The organism is Pseudomonas sivasensis, assembly GCF_052938085.1.
Window position 1 is genome coordinate 416895 of the sequence record NZ_CP176442.1, and the last position, 22338, is coordinate 439232.

Below are 22338 nucleotides of genomic sequence, written 5' to 3' on the forward strand. Positions count from 1 at the left end.
CCTGCATGTCTTTTGATCTATCCGCGCGCCTCGCTGCCCGCCGTGCCGAACACCTTTACCGTCAGCGGCCACTGCTGCAGAGCCCCCAAGGTCCTGACGTGGTGGTCGACGGCCAACCGTTGCTCGCCTTCTGCAATAACGACTACCTGGGCCTGGCCAATCATCCTCAAGTGATCGAAGCCTGGCGTGCCGGTGCGTCCCGTTGGGGCGTGGGCGGTGGCGCATCGCATTTGGTGGTCGGGCACGCCACGCCGCACCATGAACTGGAAGAGGCCCTGGCTGACCTGACCGGTCGCCCCCGTGCGCTGCTGTTTACCACGGGCTACATGGCCAATATGGGCGCAGTCACGGCGCTGGTGGGGCAGGGCGATACGGTGCTGCAAGACCGTCTCAATCACGCGTCCTTGCTGGATGCGGGCTTGCTGTCCGGTGCGCGGTTCAATCGCTACCTGCATAACGACGCCGCCAGCTTGGCCAAGCGCCTGGAGAAAGCCACCGGTAATACGTTGGTGGTCACCGATGGCGTGTTCAGCATGGACGGCGATTTGGCCGACTTGCCCGCGCTGGCCCGTGAAGCCAAGGCCAAAGGCGCCTGGCTGATGGTGGACGACGCCCATGGTTTCGGCCCGTTGGGGGCCAACGGCGCAGGGATCGTCGAGCATTTCGGCTTGAGTCAGGAAGACGTGCCGGTACTGGTCGGCACCCTGGGCAAAGCCTTCGGCACCGCCGGCGCGTTTGTGGCGGGCAGTGAAGAATTGATCGAAAGCCTGATCCAGTTCGCCCGGCCGTATATCTACACCACCAGCCAACCACCCGCGTTGGCCTGCGCCACGTTGAAAAGCCTGGAGCTGCTGCGCACCGAACATTGGCGGCGTGAACACCTTAATGGCCTGATCCGCCAGTTCCGGCAGGGCGCCGAGCAGCTCGGCCTGGACTTGATGGACAGCTTTACGCCGATCCAACCGATCCTGATTGGCGACAGCGCCAGAGCCGTGCGTTTGTCCCAGATGCTGCGCGAGCGCGGCTTGATGGTCACTGCGATCCGACCACCGACGGTGCCCGTCGGCAGCGCCCGTTTGCGCGTGACATTGACGGCGGCCCACAGCGAGGCGCAGGTGCAGCTATTGTTAAACGCATTGGAAGAGTGTTTCCGCTTGCTAGGCGCCCTGGAGCCCGACCATGCGTGATCGACTGATATTGCTGCCCGGCTGGGGCCTCGGCGTATCGCCGCTGGAACCTTTGGCCGCCGCATTGCAAGGGCTGGACGAACACCTGCACGTACAGATCGAGCCGTTGCCGGTGCTGGACTCCAGCGATCTCGGCGAATGGCTGGATGAACTCGACGCCACATTGCCGGATAACGCCTGGCTCGGCGGCTGGTCCCTGGGCGGCATGCTGGCTTCGGAATTGGCGGCGCGACGTGGCGAACGCTGCTGCGGGTTGCTGACCCTGGCGAGCAATCCATGTTTTGTCGCCCACGAGGGTTGGCCGAGTGCGATGCCTGCGCAGACGTTCGATTCCTTCCTCGCCGGCTGCCACGCCGATTCCCAGGTCACCCTCAAGCGCTTCGGACTGTTGTGCGCCAAAGGTGCTGAAGACCCTCGCGGGCTGGCGCGTTTGTTGGTCAGCGGCGCGCCGCAGACGCCGTCCGGCGCGTTGATGACCGGTCTTGAACTGCTTGCGAAATTGGACACCCGCGAAGCCTTGCTGGCCTATCGCGGCCCGCAGTTGCATCTGTTTGCCGGTATGGACGGGTTGGTGCCTGCCGAAGCCGCCAGCGACCTGCTGACGCTGCTCCCCGATGTTGAAATCGGTCTGATTGAACAGGCCGGTCACGCTTTTCTTCTGGAGGATCCCCACGGAGTAGCGGGGGCCATCCAGGCTTTTTTGCATGAGTGCGTTGATGACTGATTTATCCCACCCCCCTCTGCCGGGTGCCTTGCCGGACAAGCGCCAAGTAGCGGCGTCGTTTTCCCGTGCGGCGGCCAGTTACGACAGCGTCGCCGAGCTGCAGCGAGCGGTGGGGCATGAACTGCTGTCGCGCCTGCCGTCAGCGTGCGCGCCACGACGTTGGCTGGATATGGGATGCGGCACTGGGTATTTCAGTCGCGTGCTGGGTGAGTTATTGCCGGCCAGCGAGGGCGTGGCGCTGGATATCGCTGAGGGCATGCTCAACCATGCGCGGCCTTTAGGCGGCGCGGCGCATTTCATCGCGGGAGATGCCGAGCGTTTGCCCGTGCACGATGCAAGCTGCGGGCTGATCTTCTCCAGCCTTGCGGTGCAATGGTGTGCCAACTTCGATGCAGTGCTCAGCGAGGCACATCGCGTGCTGCAACCGGGCGGGGTATTGGCCTTTGCCAGTTTGTGTGTGGGTACATTGGATGAGCTGCGCGAAAGCTGGCGCGCCGCCGATGGCCTGGTGCACGTCAATCGCTTCCGCACCTTTGAGGCTTACCAGCAACTGTGTGCGGCCAGCGGCCTGCGTGTGGTCAGCCTGGAGCGCCAGCCCCATGTGCTGCATTACCCGGATGTGCGCAGTCTGACCCATGAATTGAAGGCTCTTGGTGCACACAATCTCAACCCCGGACGCCCCGGAGGGCTGACGGGCCGTGCGCGGATTGTTGCACTGGTCGAGGCTTATGAGCGATTCCGCCAGTCCCAAGGCCTGCCGGCGACTTATCAAGTGGTGTACGCCGTACTGGAGAAACCTCTATGAACGCCGCTTATTTCATTACGGGCACCGACACCGACGTCGGTAAGACCACCATCGCCGCCGGCCTCCTGCATGCAGCCGGCCAAGCCGGCAAAAGCACCGCCGCTGGTAAACCTGTCGCCTCCGGTTGCGCAGTAACCCCCGAGGGCCTGCGCAATGCCGATGCATTGGCGCTGCTGGCCGAATGTTCATTGCCGTTGAGTTATGCCGAGGTCAATCCGGTGGCTTTCGAGCCCGCCATCGCCCCGCACTTGGCAGCAAGGGAGGCAGGGGTTTCGCTGACGGTGCAATCGCTGCTCAAGCCCATGCAGCAGATTCTGGCGCGGCAAGCGGATTTCACCTTGATCGAGGGCGCAGGTGGCTGGCGCGTGCCGTTGGCTGACCAGGCCAATCTGTCGGACCTGGCCATCGGGCTCAAACTGCCGGTGATCTTGGTGGTAGGCGTGCGCCTGGGCTGTATCAGCCATGCTTTGCTCACCGCCGAAGCCATCGCAAGGGATGGTCTGTCGCTGGCGGGCTGGGTGGCGAACATCATCGATCCCAAGACCTCCCGTCTGGAAGAAAACCTCGCCACCCTGGCCGAACGGCTACCTGCTCCGTGCCTGGGTCGAGTGCCGAAACTCAAGCACGCCAGCGCCGAAGCCGTGGCGCAATACTTACAGTTGGACTTGCTTGACTGATTTTGGCTATCGCTAAGGCATTATGCCATTAGTGTTTTTGACGGGCGTTTTGCCAGGTTCTCTGCTTCAATCAGCATTCACGATTCTCTCAAGGCAGGCTTAAGCCATGGAAATCTCTGGAAGCAGCGCGTTTTATTCGGGCCTGAACACTATTCAGTCCGGGCAGAGCCGTGTCGACCAGGCCGCTGGCAAGATCGCCAGCGCAGCCACCAGCCAACCTTCCGATGCCCAGAATGATCGCTTGCAGGCGATCAACCGTGGCCAGCCGACCGATTCCGCCAGCAATATGGTGGAACTGGCAGAAGGCAAGTTTCAGGTGGAGCTGGGCGTCAAAGTCGCCAAGGCTTCCGACGAAATGCTCGGCACCTTGATCGACACCTACGCCTGATCTGCTGGCGCTCGAAATGTGAGAGGGGCTCGTCCCCCTCCCACATTTGTCCTGTTTTATTCTGATCCCTCTCTACACTCTCCCCGATGTGGCATCTCGCCTCAGGCCTTGTTGCGCCTGGGTTGACGTGCGTCATGACAGACGGCATCTGCCCGACGCTTGACATCCCCAGGTCGTAAACGTATGTTTCAAACACCTGTTTGACCGCCACAACAAATCCACGCGGTTGTTCATTCCAGCTACATCAGCAGAGGTTTATCGCTATGCCTGACTACAAGGCCCCCTTGCGTGATATTCGCTTCGTTCGTGACGAACTGCTCGGTTATGAAGCGCACTATCAGAGTCTGCCGGCTTGCCAGGACGCTACTCCGGACATGGTTGACGCCATCCTTGAAGAAGGCGCCAAGTTCTGTGAACAAGTGCTGGCACCGTTGAACCGCGTGGGCGACATCGAAGGGTGCACCTGGAGTGAGTCAGGCGTTAAGACGCCGACGGGTTTCAAAGAAGCCTACAAACAATTCGTCGAAGGCGGCTGGCCTAGCCTGGCCCACGACGTGGAGCACGGCGGCCAAGGCCTGCCGGAATCCCTGGGTCTGGCCGTGAGCGAAATGGTCGGCGAAGCCAACTGGTCGTGGGGCATGTACCCAGGCCTGTCCCATGGTGCGATGAACACCATCTCCGAGCACGGCACCCCCGAGCAGCAAGAGGCCTACCTGACCAAGCTGGTATCGGGCGAATGGACCGGCACCATGTGCCTGACCGAGCCACACTGCGGCACCGACCTGGGCATGCTGCGCACCAAGGCCGAGCCTCAGGCCGACGGCTCCTACAAAGTCTCCGGTACCAAGATCTTCATCTCGGCCGGTGAACACGACATGGCCGACAACATCGTCCACATTGTATTGGCCCGCCTGCCGGACGCACCGGCCGGCACTAAAGGCATCTCGCTGTTTATCGTGCCCAAGTTCATGCCTAACGCCGACGGTTCGGTGGGTGAGCGCAACGCGGTGACCTGTGGTTCCCTGGAACACAAGATGGGTATCCACGGCAACGCCACCTGCGTGATGAACTTCGACGCGGCCACCGGTTTCCTGATCGGCCCGGCGAACAAAGGCCTGAACTGCATGTTCACCTTTATGAACACCGCTCGCCTGGGCACTGCGCTGCAAGGCCTGGCTCATGCCGAGATCGGCTTCCAGGGCGGCCTGAAATACGCCCGCGATCGCCTGCAAATGCGCTCCCTCACCGGCCCGAAAGCACCGGACAAGGCCGCTGACCCGATCATCGTGCACCCAGACGTGCGCCGCATGTTGCTGACCATGAAAGCCTTCGCCGAAGGCAATCGCGCAATGGTGTACTTCACGGCCAAGCAAGTGGATATCGTCAAGTACGGCACCGATGACGAAGCCAAGAAACAGGCCGATGGCCTGCTGGCTTTCATGACGCCAATCGCCAAGGCATTCATGACCGAAGTTGGTTTTGAATCGGCCAACCATGGCGTGCAGATCTACGGCGGTCACGGCTTCATCGCCGAGTGGGGCATGGAGCAGAACGTGCGCGACAGCCGCATTTCGATGCTGTACGAAGGCACCACCGGTATCCAGGCGCTGGACCTGCTCGGCCGTAAAGTGCTGATGACCCAAGGCGAGGCGCTCAAGGGCTTCACCAAGATCGTGCACAAGTTCTGCCAGGCCAATGAAGGTAACGCGGCCGTTCAGGAGTTCGTTATACCGCTGGCTGCACTGAACAAAGAGTGGGGCGAGTTGACCATGAAGGTCGGCATGGCCGCGATGAAAGACCGTGAGGAAGTCGGTGCCGCTTCGGTGGATTACCTGATGTATTCCGGTTACGCCTGCCTGGCTTACTTCTGGGCCGACATGGCACGCCTGGCGGCCGAAAAACTGGCTGCCGGCACGACCGAAGAGTCGTTCTACACCGCCAAGTTGCAGACTGCGCGCTTCTACTTCCAACGCATTCTGCCGCGTACTTTGGCGCACAAAGCCACCATGCTGTCGGGCGCCAACAACCTGATGGACATGAAAGAGGAAGACTTCGGCCTGGCTTACTAAGCCTCACCGGGTTTCCCTGAACCGCCGCTTCCCTTGGAAGCGGCGGTTTTTTATGGGCGATAAAAAACACAGCGCAGCGCTCAGGGATTGTCGCCGCCTGCCGTTACAGTGATGGCAATGTGATACGTGACAGGCAGGGTGTGCTTAACTGTCCGCGCTAAGGCACATAGCCATCATTTTTGCGGGTCGGAGTTCTACCCTTGTCACGCGTGTCCGCTGTTCGTTTCAGTCATTTCCTCCCTTCGTTGCTGCTCTTGCTGGCCGGGCTCTCTGCTGCGTACGTCAAGGACCTCAACGTCTTCTTCACGTCACTGTTCAATGTGTTGCCAACCTTGGTGCTGTTGCTCGGCGGTTCGTACTGCGCTGTGTATCGGCGCCAGCGTGAGCTGTTTTTGATGATCACGGTGTACATCGCCTACTTCCTGCTCGATACCCAGACTGATTTCTATCGCGACAACGGCCGCGTGCGCGAAGACGCTGCCGTGGTGTTTCATCTGTGTTGCCTGTTGTTGCCGCTGCTGTTCAGCATCTACGCGCTGTGGCAGGAGAAAACCCACCTGTTCCGCGACTTCGTGGCCCGTTGCGCTGTGGTACTGGCGATAGGCAGCGTGGCGCTGGCCCTGGAGCAAAGTTATCCCCAAGCGGTGCTGAACTGGCTGGCGGAGATCCGCTGGCCGGCGCTGCACGGGACCTGGATGAGCCTGATCCAGTTGTCGTATCCGATGTTCCTGGTCGGTTTTCTCACCCTCGCCGCCCAATACTGGTACCAGCCGCGCCCGCTGCATGCGGCGCAATTGGTGGGGTTGCTGGGGCTGTTCTGGATGCTGCCGAAAACCTTCATCCTGCCGTTCACCCTGAACATCATGTGCAGCCAGGTGATGTTGATGATCGCGGCCGGCGTGGCCCATGAGGCCTATCAAATGGCGTTCCGCGATGAGCTGACCGGCCTGCCGGGACGCCGCGCCCTCAACGAGCGCATGCAGCGGCTGGGGCGCAACTATGTGTTGGCGATGACCGACGTCGACCACTTCAAACGTTTCAATGACACCCATGGTCACGATGTGGGTGACCAAGTGCTGCGCCTGGTGGCGAGCAAGTTGTCCAAGGTCAATGGCGGTGGACGCGCCTACCGCTACGGCGGTGAAGAGTTCGCCGTGGTGTTTGCCGGCAAAACCCTGGATGAGTGCATGCCGCACCTAGAGGAAATCCGCGAAATTATCGCCAACTATGACATTAAGCTGCGCAACGCGGACCGTCCCCAGGATGATCAACAAGGCCGTCAGCGCCGGGCGGGCAGCGGCGCGACGAGTGTGTCGGTGACGGTCAGTATCGGCGTGGCCGAACGCCAGGCCGAGCAGCGCAGCTCCGAAGAAGTCCTCAAGTCCGCCGACCAGGCGCTGTATGCGGCCAAGGGCGCCGGGCGTAACTGCGTGATCGCCGCCGGGCAGACGCGCCGTGGCGCGGTGCGTATGGACAGCGCTGCCGGTTAAGTAATGGCGGTGTATTCAGCGGTTCTACAGTGATTGTTTGCGACGCTGGCCAGCAGTAGGTTGAGACCATCTGCTGCCGGAGACATGACCATGCCTGAGTACAAAGCTCCCCTGCGCGACATGCGCTTTCTGATCGACAACGTATTTGATTTCCACGGTCACTACGCCACGCTGGGCGCAACCGACGCCAGCCCGGACATGGTCAGCGCTATCCTCGAAGAGGGCGCCAAATTCTGCGAGAACGTGCTCTCGCCACTCAACCGCAGCGGTGATGAAGAGGGCTGCCATTTCGACAATGGCGTCGTGACCACGCCCAAGGGCTTCAAGGAAGCCTTCGCCCAATACGTCGAAGGCGGTTGGCACGGTGTGGCGTCGGATCCGGCCTACGGCGGCCAGGGCTTGCCGCAATCGTTGGGCCTGGTGCTCAGCGAGATGATCGGCTCCAGCAACACCTCATGGGGCATGTATCCGGGCCTGACTCACGGCGCGATGTCGGCGATCCACGCCCACGGGACGGAAGAGCAGAAGGCCACGTTCCTGGGCAAACTCACCGCAGGCGAATGGACCGGCACCATGTGCCTCACCGAAGCCCATTGCGGCACCGACCTGGGCCTGATCAAGACCCGCGCCGTGCCCCAGGCCGATGGCAGCTATGCGATCACCGGCAGCAAGATCTTCATCTCGGCCGGTGAGCACGACATGAGCGCCAACATCATCCACCTGGTGTTGGCCAAACTGCCGGATGCACCCGCGGGCACCAAAGGTATCTCGCTGTTTATCGTGCCCAAGTTCCACGCTGACTCCGGCGAACGCAACGCGGTGCACTGCGGCTCCATCGAGCACAAGATGGGCATCAAGGCCTCGGCCACCTGCGTGCTGAACTTCGACGGCGCCAAGGGCTTTTTGATTGGAGAGGCCAATAAAGGCCTCAATTGCATGTTCACCATGATGAACCACGCGCGGCTGGGTACCGGCATGCAGGGCCTGTGCAACGGCGAGGCGAGCTTTCAGGGCGCGATCAAATACGCCAACGACCGCCTGCAAATGCGCTCCCTGACTGGCGCCAAGGCGCCGAACAAAGCCGCCGACCCGATCATCGTGCACCCCGATGTGCGTCGTATGCTGCTGACCATGAAAGCCTTCAACGAAGGCAATCGCGCGCTGACCTACTTCACCGCGCAATTACTCGACACTGCACACCTGAGCAGCGACGCCGCTCAACGCCAGGAAGCCGAAGACCTGCTGGCGTTCCTCACGCCGATCTGCAAAGCCTTTATGACCGACACCGGGCTGGAAGTGACCAACCACGGCATGCAGGTATTTGGCGGCCATGGCTATATCCGCGAATGGGGCATGGAGCAGTTGGCTCGCGATGCGCGAATTGCGCCGATCTATGAAGGCACCAACGGCATTCAGGCACTCGACCTGCTGGGGCGCAAGGTGCTGGGCAGCCAGGGCAAGTTGCTGCGCGGGTTTACCAAGATTGTGCATAAGTTCTGCGTCGCGAATGCCGAACATCCGCAGTTCAAGGTCTATGTGACGCAGCTCAATCAGTTGAACCAGGAGTGGGGCGAGTTGACCACCCAGGTCGGCATGGCCGCGATGAAAAGTCCCGACGAAGTGGGCGCCGCTGCCGTGGATTACTTGATGTACAGCGGTTACATCGTCCTTGCCTACCTGTGGCTGCGCATGGCGATCGCGGCGCAGGCCCATGACGATGTCGAGTTTGCCAAGGCCAAGCTGGCCACGTGCGAGTTCTACTTCAAGCGTCTGCTGCCGCGTACCACAACCCACCGCGCCGCTGTGCAAGCGGGCAGCGAATGCCTGATGAGTCTGCCAGCGGAGGCATTTGCACTGTAGTGACTTAAAAATACCAATCAGTCACAAGTGGACCCTATGTGTCTGAAAAGTTGTTCGGGTACACTCGGAGCCTGTAAAACCGATCCTATCGAATCACTTTTCCCGTTCTCACGAGGTTTGCCATGGCTGATTACAAAGCGCCGCTGCGTGATATGCGCTTCGTCCTCAACGAAGTTTTTGAGGTCGCCAATACATGGGCCCAATTGCCGGCATTGGCAGACAGCGTTGACGCCGAAACTGTCGAGGCGATCCTCGAGGAAGCCGGCAAAGTCACCGCCAAATCCATCGCCCCGCTGAGTCGCGGTGGCGATGAGCAAGGCTGCCGCTGGGATAACACCGCGGTGTTTACCCCAGACGGTTATCCACAGGCCTACAAAACCTACGCTGAAGGCGGCTGGGTCGGTGTCGGCGGCGATCCGGTGTTTGGCGGTATGGGCATGCCCAAGGCGGTGTCGGCCCAGGTTGAAGAGATGATCAACTCGTCGAGCCTGGCGTTTGGCCTGTATCCGATGTTGACGTCTGGCGCGTGCGTATCGATCAACACCCACGCCAGCGAAGAGCTCAAGGCTGCCTACCTGCCGAAGATGTATTCCGGTGAATGGGCCGGTTCCATGTGCCTGACCGAGGCCCATGCCGGCACAGACTTGGGGATTATCCGGACCAAGGCCGAGCCTCAGACGGACGGCTCCTACAAAATCAGCGGGACCAAGATCTTTATCACCGGTGGCGAGCACGACCTCACCGAAAACATTATCCATCTGGTCTTGGCCAAGCTACCGGATGCGCCGGCCGGGCCTAAGGGGATCTCGCTGTTCCTGGTGCCCAAGTTCATGGTCAATGCCGACGGCAGCCTCGGCGCGCGCAACCTGGTGAGCTGTGGTTCCATTGAACACAAGATGGGTATCCAGGCGTCCGCTACTTGCGTGATGAACTTCGACGAAGCCGTGGGTTACCTGGTGGGCGAGCCTAACCGTGGGCTGGCGGCGATGTTCACCATGATGAACTACGAGCGTCTGGGTGTGGGTATTCAGGGCCTGGCGTCCGGCGAGCGTTCCTATCAAAACGCAATTGAATATGCGCGTGATCGTCTGCAAAGCCGCTCACCGACAGGCGCTCAGGCGAAAGACAAAGCCGCTGACCCGATCATCGTCCATCCGGACGTGCGCCGCATGCTGCTGACCATGAAAGCTGCGAACGAAGGCGGCCGCGCGTTCTCCACCTACGTGGCAACGCAGCTGGATATCGCAAAGTTCAGCGAAGACGCCGCAGCCCGTGAGCGTGCGGATAACCTGGTGGCATTGCTGACGCCGGTGGCCAAAGCGTTCCTCAGCGACCTGGGCCTGGAAACCACGGTGCTCGGCCAGCAGGTATTTGGTGGCCACGGGTACATCCGCGAGTGGGGCCAAGAGCAATTAGTGCGTGATGTGCGCATCACCCAGATCTACGAAGGCACCAACGGCATTCAGGCCCTGGACTTGATGGGGCGCAAGATCGTGGGCAGCGGCGGGGCGTTCTACACCTTGTTTGCCGACGAGATCCGCCAGTTCATTGCTCACTCGAACGCCGACCTGGCTGAGTTCACCAAACCGCTGAGTGCGGCGGTGGACAACCTCGATGAGTTGACGGCCTGGGTGCTGGATCGCGCCAAGACCAACCCGAACGAAATCGGTGCGGCCTCAGTGGAGTATTTGCATGCGTTTGGATACATGGCCTACGCCTACATGTGGGCGCGTATGGCCAAGGCCGCGTTGGGCAATGAGGCTGAAGAAGACTTCTACGCCAGCAAGCTGGGGACCGCGCGCTTCTACTTTGCGCGCCTGCTGCCGCGTATTCACTCGCTGAGTGCGTCGGTAAAGGCCGGTAGCGAATCACTGTTTTTGATGGATGAGGCACTGTTTTAAGGGGGGCGAGGGCGTGTAAGCATTCTCTTACATGACGTGCTGCTATTCGTCCTCTATCGCCAAATTGGATCCACGGATAATCTACTTCACATGGACGTCGCGCAGGAAGCGCAAAGAAACAACACGGACACGTAGGATTCTGCCAGGACGGCGGAGTGAAATGGATGTCAGGGAAACAGTCTGCAAAGCCCCGCTTCGGCGGGGTTTTCTTTTGCCCGCGAAAAAGTCAGGCCGGCGCCTGCGGGGCATTCATCACGTCTTCAAGCAAGGTGCGCAGCAGTGCCACTGTTGCTTGCTGGCGCTGCACGTCACGGCACACCAAGCCTACTTTCAGCGGCACCCTCGGTTCACTCAAGGGTTTCCACAGCAGCATCTGGCTGTTGTGTTCGTCCTGGGAGCGCCCCGGCAGCACCGTTGCCAGTTTGGTATGGGGCAGGCTGTCGAGAATCCCCACCATGGTGTTGAGCTCAGCCTGGACTTGTGGCCGTCGCCCAAGGTTGGCGAGTTGGCCCTGCCAGATCTGCCTGATTTGAAACTCTTCCCCCAGCAACAACATCGGCAACTCGGCCGCCTGTTTCAGCGAGACTTTCTTGAATTCGCGCAGGGGATGATCGTCCGGAATGACCACTTTCAACTCATCTTCATACAGCAGCACGCCATGTAATCCCGGCTGACGGGGTGGCAGGTAACTGATGCCGATGTCCAGCGAACCATTGAGCAGCCGCCGTTCAATCTCAAGCCCGGTCAATTCGTAAATCTGCACCACCAGATGCGGCTGGGCCTTGCGTACGCGCTCAAGCATCTGCGGCACCAGGCTGGTGTGCACGGTTTGCAGCACGCCGATAGCCAAGGTGCGCAGGGCCTGACCCTTGAAGTTGCGCAGCGCTTCGACGGCTTGCTGCATGCCATCTATCAACGGCAACGCGTGGTTGTACAGCGTGTGAGCGGCCAGGGTTGGCAGTAGACGTTTGCTGCTGCGCTCGAACAGGCTCACATCCAGGTTCTGCTCCAGTTGGCGAATCTGTTGCGACAAAGCTGGTTGGGAAATCGACAGACGTTCGGCGGCACGGCCTACATGGCCCTCTTCATACACCGCGACGAAATAACGCAGTTGCTTGAAATCCATAAGTCTTTCTTATCGAAAAAGCTGAAAAATCGAAATGGCTGTTAACCCTTTAGGCGCCTAGTCTAGCGCCTATTCGCAGGGCTTACAGGGCCAGATCAGGCAATGAACAGTGTTTGTGTTGATAGCGTTTACATAGGCAACTCAAAAAATTCACAGGCAGTCTTCGCGGCTTGCTCGGTTGCTATCGGGGGGGATCTGTGAATTTGTTCTCTATTCGCCGCCCCGCGCCTAGCCTGGACGATTTGGTCTTGGATACGCAGCACGATGATCCGTCCAGCGAATCCTTGATGCCCACGGTGGCGAGGCCGCCGCAAGTCTTCGTGCGTGGCCAAGGTTCCTGGTTGTGGGACAGCGACGACCGCGCTTACCTGGACTTCAGCCAAGGCAATGGCGCCAATAGCCTCGGCCATAGCCCCCAGGTGTTGATCAAAGCGCTGAGTGACCAGACCCAAGCGTTGATCAACCCCGGCGTGGGTCTGCATAACCGTGCCCAACTCAACCTCGTCGACCGTTTGTGTCACCGTACCGGCAGCGACCAGGCTTATCTGCTCAACAGTGGCGCGGAAGCCTGTGAAGCGGCGATCAAGCTGGCGCGTAAATGGGGTCAGCTGCATCGTGGTGGCGCGTACCGCATCATCAGTGCCAGCAACGGTTGCCATGGCCGCAGTTTCGCGGCGCTGGCTGCATCGGCCGGTACTTTGGAAAACCGTTTCGAACCGCAATTGCCTGGTTTCAGCCATGTGCCTTTCAACGACCTGCCGGCGCTGCACGCTGCTGTCGATGCTCAAACCGTAGCCATCATGCTCGAACCGATCCAGGGTGCCGGCGTAACCCCTGCGACGGAGCGCTACCTTAAGGGCGTTGAGCGCTTGTGCCGTGAACTGGGGATCCTGCTGATCCTGGACGAAGTGCAGACAGGCCTCGGTCGTTACGGAACGTTGCTGGCCGAACAACAGTACGGTGTACGCGCCGACATCATCACCCTTGGCAAAGGTCTGGGCGGCGGCGTGCCCCTGGCGGCGCTGCTGGCACGTGGCAAGGCGTGTTGTTTCGAAGTAGGCGAATTGGAAGGCACGCATCACGGCAATGCGTTGATGGCGTCAGCCGGCGCGGCGGTACTCGATACCGTGCTGGAGCATGGCTTTCTTGAGCATGTGCGCGAGTCCGGCCTTTATCTTGGCGAAGGCCTCACTCGTCTGGCCTATCGCTACGACCACGGCCAACTGCGTGGCCAGGGCCTGATGTGGGGGCTGACGTTGTCGGATGATTCTGCCGATGCTGTAGTAAGCGCCGCACTGCAAGAAGGCCTGATCCTCAACGCCCCGCAACCTGACTGCCTACGCTTCACGCCAGCGCTGACGGTGAGCAAAAGCAACATTGACGAAATGCTCCTGCGCCTTGCTCGCGCGTTCTCCCGCGTGCGTACCGCACAGCTGCAATGCCGCAAGGGCATCGCTGTTTAACCCCATTTTTCTGAACCGTCTCGCGGTATACGCGGCGCCTCCAGCCTGATTCTTTTGGCTGGGGGCGTTTTTTTGCCTGCTCGTTACAGGATGGCTCAATGCCAGAATTCACTGAACCCTCACGAATGGCAAAGGTCGATTAGCTACACGGCTCGCACGAGCCGATTTTTTGGAGCTGACCCATGGACATCATTCGTATCATCATCGCCATTCTGCTGCCGCCACTGGGTGTGTTTCTGCAAGTAGGCTTCGGCGGCGCGTTCTGGCTGAATATTCTGCTGACGTTGTGCGGTTACTTCCCTGGGATCATCCACGCGGTGTACATCATCGCCAAGCGCTGAGGCTGTTAGCCTTTTGCGATGAGCCGTGAGTTGCGCTCATTGCGAAAGGCCAGTTGCTCGATGGTCTGGGTGGCGTGTTCGGCCTCTTCCCGCGCTTGCAGGATGATGCCGTGCTGCTCGGACTTGCTGCACACTGGGTCGGCATTGCTCGCATCCCCCGTGAGCATGAAGGCCTGGCAACGGCAGCCGCCGAAGTCCTTTTCCTTCTCGTCGCATGAGCGGCATGGCTCTGGCATCCAGTCGTAGCCGCGAAAGCGGTTGAAGCCAAACGAGTCGTACCAGATGTGTTGCATGCTGTGGTCGCGCACATTCGGAAACTGCACCGGCATCTGTCGGGCGCCGTGGCAGGGCAGGGCGGTGCCGTCTGGCGTGACTGTAAGGAAGATACTGCCCCAACCGTTCATACAGGCTTTTGGGCGTTCCTCGTAGTAATCCGGCGTTACGAAGATCAGCTTGCACGGATGGCCTTCGGCTTCGAGTTTGGCGCGGTATTCGTTGGTGATGCGCTCGGCGCGCACCAACTGCTCCTTGGTTGGCAACAGCCCAACACGATTGAGCTGCGCCCAGCCGTAGAACTGGCACGTCGCGAGCTCAACAAAGTCCGCTTCCAGCGCGATGCACAGCTCGATGATGCGGTCGATCTTGTCGATATTGTGCCGATGGGTGACGAAGTTCAGCACCATCGGATAGCCGTGGGCTTTCACCGCACGAGCCATTTCCAATTTTTGCGCGAAGGCTTTTTTCGAGCCGGCCAGCAGGTTATTTACCTGTTCGTCGCTGGCCTGGAAGCTGATCTGGATATGGTCCAGGCCGGCCTTCTTGAAGTCGCTGATCTTCTGCTCGGTGAGGCCGATGCCGGAAGTGATCAGGTTGGTGTAGAACCCCAGTTTGCGAGCCTCGGCGATCAACTCGGCCAAGTCCTGACGCACCAGCGGTTCACCGCCGGAAAACCCCAGCTGCGCGGCGCCCATTTCCCGGGCTTCGCGAAATACCTTGATCCACTGCTCGGTGCTCAGTTCCTTGCCCTGCTCGGCAAAGTCCAGCGGGTTGGAGCAATACGGGCACTGCAGCGGGCAGCGGTAAGTCAGCTCGGCCAGCAGCCACAGCGGCAGGCCAATGGCCGGCTTTTCAGGCAAGGGTGATCCAGTGCTCAGCACGGGCGACCTCCATGAATTGCTCGATGTCATCACCGAGCTCAGGCACACCTGGGAATTGTTTATCCAACTCGGCGATGATTGCGGCCACGTCGCGCTCGCCGTCGATCAAACCACCGATCAACGCGGCGCTGTCATTGAGCTTGATCATGCCCTCAGGGTAGAGCAGCACATGGCCCTTTTGCGCAGGCTCGTACTGGTAGCGATAACCCTGGCGCCAGGTCGGTGTTCTGCTGCGATCAAAGCTCATAGGGTGATCCCTTTATGCCAGACCCGCTGCTCGGTCACGCTGTGATACGGCGGGCGTTTGAGTTCGTAGGCCATGCTCATGGCGTCCAGCATGCTCCACAGGATGTCCAGTTTGAACTGGAGAATTTCCAGCATGCGCTCCTGGCCTTCGCGGGTGGTGTAGTGCTGCAGCGTGATCGCCAGGCCGTGCTCCACATCGCGACGGGCCTGACCCAAGCGAGTGCGGAAATATTCGTAGCCGGTTGGGTCGATCCACGGGTAATGCTGCGGCCAACTGTCGAGGCGCGACTGGTGGATCTGCGGCGCGAACAGTTCGGTCAACGAGCTGCTGGCGGCCTCCTGCCAACTGGCGCGACGGGCGAAGTTGACGTAGGCGTCCACCGCAAACCGTACGCCGGGCAGCACCAATTCCTGGGAGCGCAGTTGGTCCGGGTCGAGGCCGACTGCCTCGCCCAGGCGAAGCCAGGCTTCGATACCGCCGTCCTCACCGGGAGCGCCATCGTGGTCGAGCAAGCGCTGGATCCACTCGCGACGGATCTCGCGGTCCGGGCAGTTGGCCAGAATCGCGGCGTCCTTCAGGGGAATGTTCACTTGATAGTAGAAGCGGTTGGCGACCCAGCCCTGGATTTGTTCGCGGCTGGCACGGCCTTCGTACATCGCCACATGGTAAGGGTGATGGATATGGTAGAAGGCGCCCTTGGCGCGCAAGGCGGCTTCGAATTCGGCGGTAGTCAACGGTGTGTCAGTCATGTCGTCTGCTCCTACAATTCAATGCTCATGCCGTCGTAAGCCACTTCGACATTGCGCCGCACCAGCTCCGCCCGCTCGGGAGAATCTTCATCGAGGATCGGGTTGGTGTTGTTGATGTGGATAAGCACCTTGCGCTGCTCCGGCAGTTGCTCCAGCACTTCCAGCATGCCGCCGGGGCCGTTTTGCGCCAGGTGGCCCATCTCGCGACCAGTGCGGGTACCGACGCCACGGCGCTGCATTTCATCGTCGTCCCACATCGTGCCGTCTACCAGCAGGCAGTCGCTGCCGGCCATGATCTCCAACAGTGGCGCGTCGACTTTGCCCAGGCCCGGGGCGTAGAACAGTTTGCCGCCGGTGCGCAGGTCTTCAACGATCAGGCCAATGTTATCGCCGGGATGCGGGTCGAAACGGTGCGGCGAGTAAGGCGGCGCAGCGCTGCGCAGTGGCAATGGAGTGAAGCGCAGATTCGGGCAGGCCGGGATGGTGAAGCTGGCGTCCAGTTCGATGCGGTTCCAGGCCAGACCGCCGTTCCAGTGGGTGAGCATGGTGAACAGCGGGAAGCCGGTGCTTAGGTCTTCATGGACCATGTCAGTGCACCACACCTGGTGCGGGCAGCCTTCGCGCAGGCTCAAGAGGCCCGTGGTGTGGTCGATTTGGCTGTCCATCAGGATGATCGCACTGATGCCGGTGTCGCGCAGGGCACGGCCCGGTTGCATCGGAGCAAAGCCTTGCAGCTGTGCGCGAATATCCGGGGAGGCATTGCACAGCACCCAATTCACACCATCGTCGGAGATCGCGATGGACGACTGGGTACGTGCCTGGGCCCGCAGGCTGCCATCACGAAAACCTGCGCAGTTCACGCAGTTGCAGTTCCACTGCGGGAAACCACCGCCGGCGGCGGAACCTAGAATCTGGACGAACATGGTTACTCCATCACGCAAAGCTCAAAACAAAAACGCCCCGGGCGAACCGAGGCGTTGTATTACCCAGCGGATTAACGGCTGGCGAAGTACATGGTGACTTCGAAACCGATGCGCAGATCAGTGTAAGCAGGTTTGGACCAAGTCATATTCTTACTCCTACGAAGTGATGGGACGTTTACTACCAAGTAATACATATAGTCCACCTCCAGTCGGAGATGTTCAGATGTGTGCGTAGGAATGTTACTCAATTCTTGTCAGGTTAGCGCTGTCTTGGTGGAAAAAGCCTGTTGCAGGGTTGGCAATGATCAGCCTGCTGGCTTTCAGGCGCTCAACGTCTCCGGGCCATTGGCTACATAGCGCCAGCCACCTCGGGCGTCATTCAATTGCTGGGCGGCCCGCAGCAGGTCTTCACGGCTAACGCTGTGGATCAGTTGCTGAATGTGCGTGAGATAACCCGACGGATGGCCGGCCAAGTGTGCGTGCCACAGCAGCTCGGCAGCTTGGCCGACCGGCAACGCCTGAGGTGAAAATTGTTGAGCCAGGGCAAGGTTGCCCAGATCTTCGAAACTGCCGACCAACGCCGGCAGTTGGGCCAGGAAGGTTTCCAGGTGCTCAACGATGCCTTCCAGGGACACGCTGGGAGACTGCACGCCAAACAACAGGCCGGTTTGCCCGTTTATCTGTCGGACTGCGCTGAATACTGCGTAGCCCAACTGCAACTCAACCCGCAGGCGTTGGTAGAAAGGAGCTTGGAGCAGGTGTCCAAGCAGTCGCCACGACGCTTCATCGGCCAGGGATTGGCTCGGGGTCGGGCAAAACAGCAGCAAGGCGGCTTCGGTGGAGCTGGTTTTTATCTCATGCCACACGCGTTGACCACTGAGGTTTTGCAGTGTTTGTTCGATGTGGGCAGGTTGCCCAGGCAGACGGGCGGCGGCCGCTTTGATCAACGCTTGAGTTGCGATGGGTAAACCCAGGCCCAGGCCATGCCAGCGTGCGGTCGCCCAGGATGCAGGCTGCTCGTGGGGGTCGACATTACCAGCGGCGCAGCAGGAGGGCAGCGCCTTGAGCAACGCTCGGATTGGGATCATGGGAGGTGGCGCGATGACAGCTTCTTGCGGCTGATTCAGGCTTTGCGCCAAGACCTCCAGCACGGCCGGCATGGGTTCGTGCAGACCGGTCATCTTCACCAGCCAGTCACTACCGGTGGCTTCAAAGGACACTTCAACACCCGCCTGACGTGCACTTTCAAGCAAGGGCTGCAAGCTGCTTTCCACCCCGGCGGCAACTGGCGAGCCAAACCGCCATTGCAGGTACAGCGCGCCTTCGTCGCTGTCATCCGCCAAGGCCTGGCTGAATGTTAGCGCCGCTACCTCCCGGCGACCCCGCGAGCGATCCTGGGCAAAGGTTCGCAGCCCTCGGTGGGCGCTGGTTTGGCCGCGGATCAGGCCTGCGCGCTCTTGCTTGACCGGTGGGCGCAGGAACGGATTGTTCGATGGGAGTTGCCAGCGATGTTCGGCGGGCGGTAGTTGCAGTGATTCAAGCAGGGCCTTGAGCGCGGCGATGCCTTGTTCACCCAGATCGTCGCTGTCGTTTCGGGCCAATGCCAGGGCGCCCTGGATCTGTTGTTGTCGCACGTTCAGCAGCGCGAACTCTTCGCGCAGCGGAGTCCAGTCGCTGTGTGAGAAAAAGCTCAGCCAGTCGAGCAACAGTGCCTCAATGTGTGTCGCCGGTTTGTCTGCGGTACCGAGCGTAAAGTCGATATCCAGCACTGCTTGTCCGGCGGCGTGGTACAGCACTGACGCCCGCAGTGCGCTGACCAATTGCCGTGCTTTCAACTCAGCGAGCAGCCCGCCCGGTGCAGAGGCGTTTAGCCAAGTGCAGAGGAAATCCAGTGCTTCGCGGGGTACGTCACAGGTGATGACGTGGTGCAGGTGTCCGCCTTCGGTGTGCTGATACCGCCGAGCCTGGCCTTGCATCAGGGCCGGTGGCGACGCCTGCGGATGTTGCGGGCCAGAGACCAGTTGCACACTGAACTGCTGCGCCAGGGCTTCCAGCTCTTGCAGCGACTGCGGACCGGCAAGGCTCAAAGTCATCTGCCCGCTCTGATAGAAATGTGTGTGGAATTCCCGCAAGGCTTGTTGAAACGCCTCGCGCTCCACCGGCAGGCTGTCGCGGTTGCCGGCATGAAAACCACGCAACGGATGATCCGCCGCCAAGCCTTCGAACAGCGCCACCTGTTGCTGAGCCTTGGCATCTTGAGACCAGGCGACAAACTCTGCGTGCAGCACTTCGCGCTCGCGCAGTTGATCCTCCAGCGTCAGGCGCGGATGGGTCAGCATGTCGGCCAGCCGTTCAAGTCCCTCTGCAAAGGTCGGAACGGGCAGTTCAAAGAAGAAGTCTGTGGTGCGTTCGCGGGTGCTGGCATTCACTTGGCCACCGTGACGTTGTACGTAGGCCATCAACCCTTCACCGCTGGGAAACCGCTCGGTGCCGAGAAACAACAAATGCTCAAGAAAATGCGCCAGACCCGGCCAAGCCAACGGTACGTCATGGCTGCCGGCAGCCACCCTTAACGCTGCGGCGCAACGCTTCAAACGTGGCGCATGGCGCAGGCAAACCCGCAGGCCGTTGGCCAGGGTCAAATGAACGGGATAAGGGTGGGCCGGGACAGGCATGGGCACTTCCAGAACGGGGCAAGTGCCTATGCTAACAAACCCATCGGATCAGGGCTTGTGCAGCGGGCCGTAAAGCTCGGGGCGACGGTCTTGCAGGTAGTGATTGGCGGCGCGGGCGTCGAGGATCGATTGGTGATCCAACGTGCCGACAATCAAGGCTTCATCCAGACCGGCCTGGGCGATGCGCTGGCCATCCGGTGCGGCGATGCTGCTTTGGCCACAGTACTGAATCTCGCCTTCGTGCCCGCAATAGTTGGCATAGGCCACGTAGCACTGGTTTTCAAAGGCCCGCGCCCGCACGGTGACGTCGGCAACGAAATCGAACGGCACCATGTTGGCGGTGGGCACCAGTATTAATTCGGCCCCGGCCAAGGCCAGGCGTCGGGTGTTTTCCGGGAACTCCAGGTCGTAGCAAATCAGGAATCCCAGCTTCCAACCGTTGAGCTCCACCAGTGGGAAGTCATCGTCGCCGGCACTGAACATCGAATGGTCCAGATCCCCGAACAGATGGGTCTTGCGATAGTTGCAGAGGCGCTGGCCGTTGGCGTCTATCAGCTGCACGGCGTTGTAGATCTGCCCATCGTCGGCCCGCTCAGGATAACCATACAAAATGGCCAGTCCGGCGCTTTGCGCGATGTCGGCAATGCTCTGGGCAGACTCGCCATCCCGCGCTTCGGCCAATGCCCCGACGGCTTCTGCGCCGATGTTGTAACCGGTCAGGAACATCTCCGGCAGCACTAGCACATCGGCGCCGGTCGCTTCGTGTGCGAGCTGGCGCAGGCGCTTGAGGTTGCCCGCCACTTCCAGTGGCAGCGGCGGGCATTGGTACAGGGCGACACGCATGGCGTAACTCCTTATTCGGCCAGGGCGATTGGTCCGATGTCATCGAACACGTCGCCCGGCCCTGGGTTCTCGGCGTGAGTACTGCCACCGAAGTGGGTCATGATGCCCCACACCGCGTTCAGCGAGGTTTGTACTGCGCCTTCCACCCAGGCAGGTGTCCAGGAAACGTCGTCGCCGGCGATAAAAATCCCACGCTGTTCGGCCGGCATGTCCTTCTGCATAAAGTGCGCATACATACGCTGGTTGTAACGATAGTGGCCAGGCAGCGCGCCTTTGAAGGCCCCGAGGAAATGCGGGTCGGCCTCCCAGGACACGGTGATCGGATCACCAATGATGCGCGCCTTGATATCGACTTTCGGGTAGATCTTGTTCAAGGCATCCAGGGCCAGCTTTACCCGCTTTTCGATAGGCTGCGGAAGCATTTTCAGCGCGTCGCTCATCCACGAGTACGACAAGCAGACCACCCCTGGTTTGTCGTCGCCGTTGTCGAACAGGTAAGTGCCGCGGGTGAGGCGGTCGGTGAGGGTCATGCTCATGAGGTCGCGGCCGGTTTCCGGATCTTTGTCTTTCCAGAAGGGGCGGTCGACCATCACGAAGGTTTTCGAGGATTGCATGTAGCGGGTGCGGTCCAGGGCCATCCACATCTTTTGCGAGAACAGGGTTTCATCGCATTCGATTTGGGTGGTCAGCAGCCAGCTTTGGCAGGTGGTGAGGACGGCGGCATATTCGCGGGTGTCGCCGTAGTTGTCGGTCACCGCGAAGCGGCCATCGGCTGCATGTGCAATGCGCTTGACCCCGGCTCTCGGCGCGCCGCTGTGCAACGAGCTGAGGCTGGTGCCGGCCGGCCAGTGGGCGCAGCGTTCCGGTACATGGCGCCAGATACCCATTGGCACTTGGGCCACGCCACCGACCACCAGGTGTTGGTGGTCGTCGCAGTTGGTCATCACTACGCGGAAGATTTCCAGCATCGAGTTGGGAAAGTCCGAGTCCCAGCCGCCGGTGCCGAAACCGACTTGCCCAAACACTTCACGGTGATGAAACGACAACTTGGCGAACGCCTTGGACGTGGCGACGAAATCGTAGAAGGTGCGGTCGTCCCACAGGGGCACCAGCTTATTCCACAGCGCTTTGAGGCGCGGTACGTCGCGGTCGCGAATGGCTTGCTGGATATCACCGAACTGCGAGCCGGCTTCCAGGGCGTCGGCCCAAGCGTCAGCCACTTCCTGGAACAGTGCAGGCAAGTCGGACAGCTTTTGTGCGTAGTGGGTTTGGCCTTCGAGGTCGATCACGGTGCTGCCGGAGGCCGGCGTCAGTGGGTTGGGGAACGGTTTGGTTTCCAGTCCCAGCTTGTCCACATAGTGATAGAAGGCGGTGGACGACACCGGGAAGCGCATGCCGCCCAGCTCGGCGATGATGCCTTCGGCACCTTCGAAAGCCTGGGAGCGCAAACGGCCACCCATTTTCGAGGCTTCGTACACCACGGGTTTGAGGCCCAGCTTCATCAGCTCATAGGCGGCAACCAGCCCGGCGATACCTGCGCCGATGATGGCTACTTCTGCACCATGGTTGGCGGCGGGGATGCTGCCCAAGCCTGCGGGGTGCTCGATCCAGTCATCAAAGGCAAATGGAAAATCCGGGCCGAAGATGGTGATGGGCTTTTTACCGTCTGCAGGGTGGCGACTGTTTTTGTTCGACGTATTCATGGCTGACCTG

General features: G+C 60.5%; 20 protein-coding genes. 11 read left to right on the plus strand and 9 right to left on the minus strand.

Annotated elements, in window-relative coordinates; all coding sequences use genetic code 11:
* Positions 1-5: 5 nt before the first annotated feature.
* The 9 genes from bioF to ACKZ62_RS02030 all read left to right on the plus strand — a co-directional run bounded on the left by bioF (position 6) and on the right by ACKZ62_RS02030 (position 11101).
* On the plus strand, positions 6-1187 hold the full coding sequence (bioF, locus tag ACKZ62_RS01990) for an 8-amino-7-oxononanoate synthase (RefSeq protein WP_122763581.1): 1182 nt from the start codon (positions 6-8) through the stop codon (positions 1185-1187).
* The gene (locus tag ACKZ62_RS01995) at positions 1180-1911 is read left to right on the plus strand and encodes an alpha/beta fold hydrolase (protein WP_122763580.1); all 732 of its coding nucleotides are present in this window, start codon (positions 1180-1182) and stop codon (positions 1909-1911) included. Before bioF ends, ACKZ62_RS01995 begins: the two co-directional genes overlap by 8 nt.
* Positions 1904-2716 (plus strand): malonyl-ACP O-methyltransferase BioC, encoded by an 813-nt coding sequence (gene bioC, locus ACKZ62_RS02000; RefSeq protein WP_099601642.1) that lies wholly within the window; start codon positions 1904-1906, stop codon positions 2714-2716. The genes ACKZ62_RS01995 and bioC overlap by 8 nt, the downstream gene beginning before the upstream one ends.
* The gene (gene bioD / locus ACKZ62_RS02005) at positions 2713-3393 is read left to right on the plus strand and encodes a dethiobiotin synthase (protein ID WP_032883918.1); all 681 of its coding nucleotides are present in this window, start codon (positions 2713-2715) and stop codon (positions 3391-3393) included. The genes bioC and bioD overlap by 4 nt, the downstream gene beginning before the upstream one ends.
* Positions 3394-3499: 106 nt before the next feature.
* Positions 3500-3781 carry a hypothetical protein gene (locus ACKZ62_RS02010; RefSeq protein WP_032883917.1) on the plus strand — a complete coding sequence of 94 codons (282 nt, stop codon included), beginning with the start codon at positions 3500-3502 and terminating at the stop codon, positions 3779-3781.
* Between the two features lie 263 nt (positions 3782-4044).
* Complete coding sequence (locus ACKZ62_RS02015; protein WP_447096271.1) at positions 4045-5850, plus strand: phenylacyl-CoA dehydrogenase; 1806 nt, start codon at positions 4045-4047, stop codon at positions 5848-5850.
* Between the two features lie 200 nt (positions 5851-6050).
* Entirely contained in the window at positions 6051-7340 is a 1290-nt protein-coding gene (locus tag ACKZ62_RS02020) for a GGDEF domain-containing protein (protein WP_095185058.1), read from the plus strand.
* Positions 7341-7430: 90 nt separating this feature from the next.
* The gene (locus tag ACKZ62_RS02025; protein WP_447096272.1) at positions 7431-9200 is read left to right on the plus strand and encodes an acyl-CoA dehydrogenase C-terminal domain-containing protein; all 1770 of its coding nucleotides are present in this window, start codon (positions 7431-7433) and stop codon (positions 9198-9200) included.
* A gap of 122 nt (positions 9201-9322) precedes the next feature.
* Positions 9323-11101: an acyl-CoA dehydrogenase C-terminal domain-containing protein gene (locus tag ACKZ62_RS02030; RefSeq protein ID WP_447096273.1), complete on the plus strand. Its 1779-nt coding sequence runs from the start codon at positions 9323-9325 to the stop codon at positions 11099-11101.
* 226 nt (positions 11102-11327) lie between these two features.
* On the opposite strand, the gene ACKZ62_RS02035 is transcribed toward ACKZ62_RS02030, so the two are convergent.
* Complete coding sequence (locus ACKZ62_RS02035; RefSeq protein ID WP_032883909.1) at positions 11328-12227, minus strand: LysR family transcriptional regulator; 900 nt, start codon at positions 12225-12227, stop codon at positions 11328-11330.
* Between the two features lie 197 nt (positions 12228-12424).
* Between ACKZ62_RS02035 and ACKZ62_RS02040 the strand changes: the two genes are divergently transcribed.
* Positions 12425-13690 (plus strand): aspartate aminotransferase family protein, encoded by a 1266-nt coding sequence (locus ACKZ62_RS02040; protein ID WP_032883908.1) that lies wholly within the window; start codon positions 12425-12427, stop codon positions 13688-13690.
* A gap of 182 nt (positions 13691-13872) precedes the next feature.
* A complete protein-coding gene (locus ACKZ62_RS02045; protein ID WP_003194776.1) occupies positions 13873-14031 on the plus strand; it encodes a YqaE/Pmp3 family membrane protein in 159 nt (52 codons plus the stop codon).
* Positions 14032-14036: 5 nt separating this feature from the next.
* On the opposite strand, the gene pqqE is transcribed toward ACKZ62_RS02045, so the two are convergent.
* The 8 genes from pqqE to ACKZ62_RS02085 all read right to left on the minus strand — a co-directional run bounded on the left by pqqE (position 14037) and on the right by ACKZ62_RS02085 (position 22328).
* The gene (gene pqqE, locus ACKZ62_RS02050) at positions 14037-15167 is read right to left on the minus strand and encodes a pyrroloquinoline quinone biosynthesis protein PqqE (RefSeq protein WP_095185055.1); all 1131 of its coding nucleotides are present in this window, start codon (positions 15165-15167) and stop codon (positions 14037-14039) included.
* A complete protein-coding gene (pqqD, locus tag ACKZ62_RS02055) occupies positions 15160-15435 on the minus strand; it encodes a pyrroloquinoline quinone biosynthesis peptide chaperone PqqD (RefSeq protein WP_095185054.1) in 276 nt (91 codons plus the stop codon). The genes pqqE and pqqD overlap by 8 nt, the downstream gene beginning before the upstream one ends.
* Positions 15432-16184, minus strand: coding sequence for a pyrroloquinoline-quinone synthase PqqC (gene pqqC, locus ACKZ62_RS02060; protein ID WP_099601639.1), 753 nt, complete (start codon positions 16182-16184; stop codon positions 15432-15434). Before pqqC ends, pqqD begins: the two co-directional genes overlap by 4 nt.
* 11 nt (positions 16185-16195) lie before the next feature.
* Positions 16196-17107 (minus strand): pyrroloquinoline quinone biosynthesis protein PqqB, encoded by a 912-nt coding sequence (gene pqqB, locus ACKZ62_RS02065; RefSeq protein ID WP_032883902.1) that lies wholly within the window; start codon positions 17105-17107, stop codon positions 16196-16198.
* Positions 17108-17178: 71 nt separating this feature from the next.
* Positions 17179-17253, minus strand: a complete 75-nt coding sequence (pqqA, locus tag ACKZ62_RS02070; protein WP_003194766.1) for a pyrroloquinoline quinone precursor peptide PqqA — start codon at positions 17251-17253, stop codon at positions 17179-17181.
* A 174-nt stretch (positions 17254-17427) separates the two neighbouring features.
* Positions 17428-19782: a pyrroloquinoline quinone biosynthesis protein PqqF gene (gene pqqF, locus ACKZ62_RS02075; protein WP_447096274.1), complete on the minus strand. Its 2355-nt coding sequence runs from the start codon at positions 19780-19782 to the stop codon at positions 17428-17430.
* A gap of 48 nt (positions 19783-19830) precedes the next feature.
* A complete protein-coding gene (locus ACKZ62_RS02080) occupies positions 19831-20625 on the minus strand; it encodes a carbon-nitrogen hydrolase family protein (protein WP_032883898.1) in 795 nt (264 codons plus the stop codon).
* A gap of 11 nt (positions 20626-20636) precedes the next feature.
* Positions 20637-22328 carry a flavin monoamine oxidase family protein gene (locus ACKZ62_RS02085; RefSeq protein ID WP_447096275.1) on the minus strand — a complete coding sequence of 564 codons (1692 nt, stop codon included), beginning with the start codon at positions 22326-22328 and terminating at the stop codon, positions 20637-20639.
* Positions 22329-22338 lie beyond the last annotated feature (10 nt).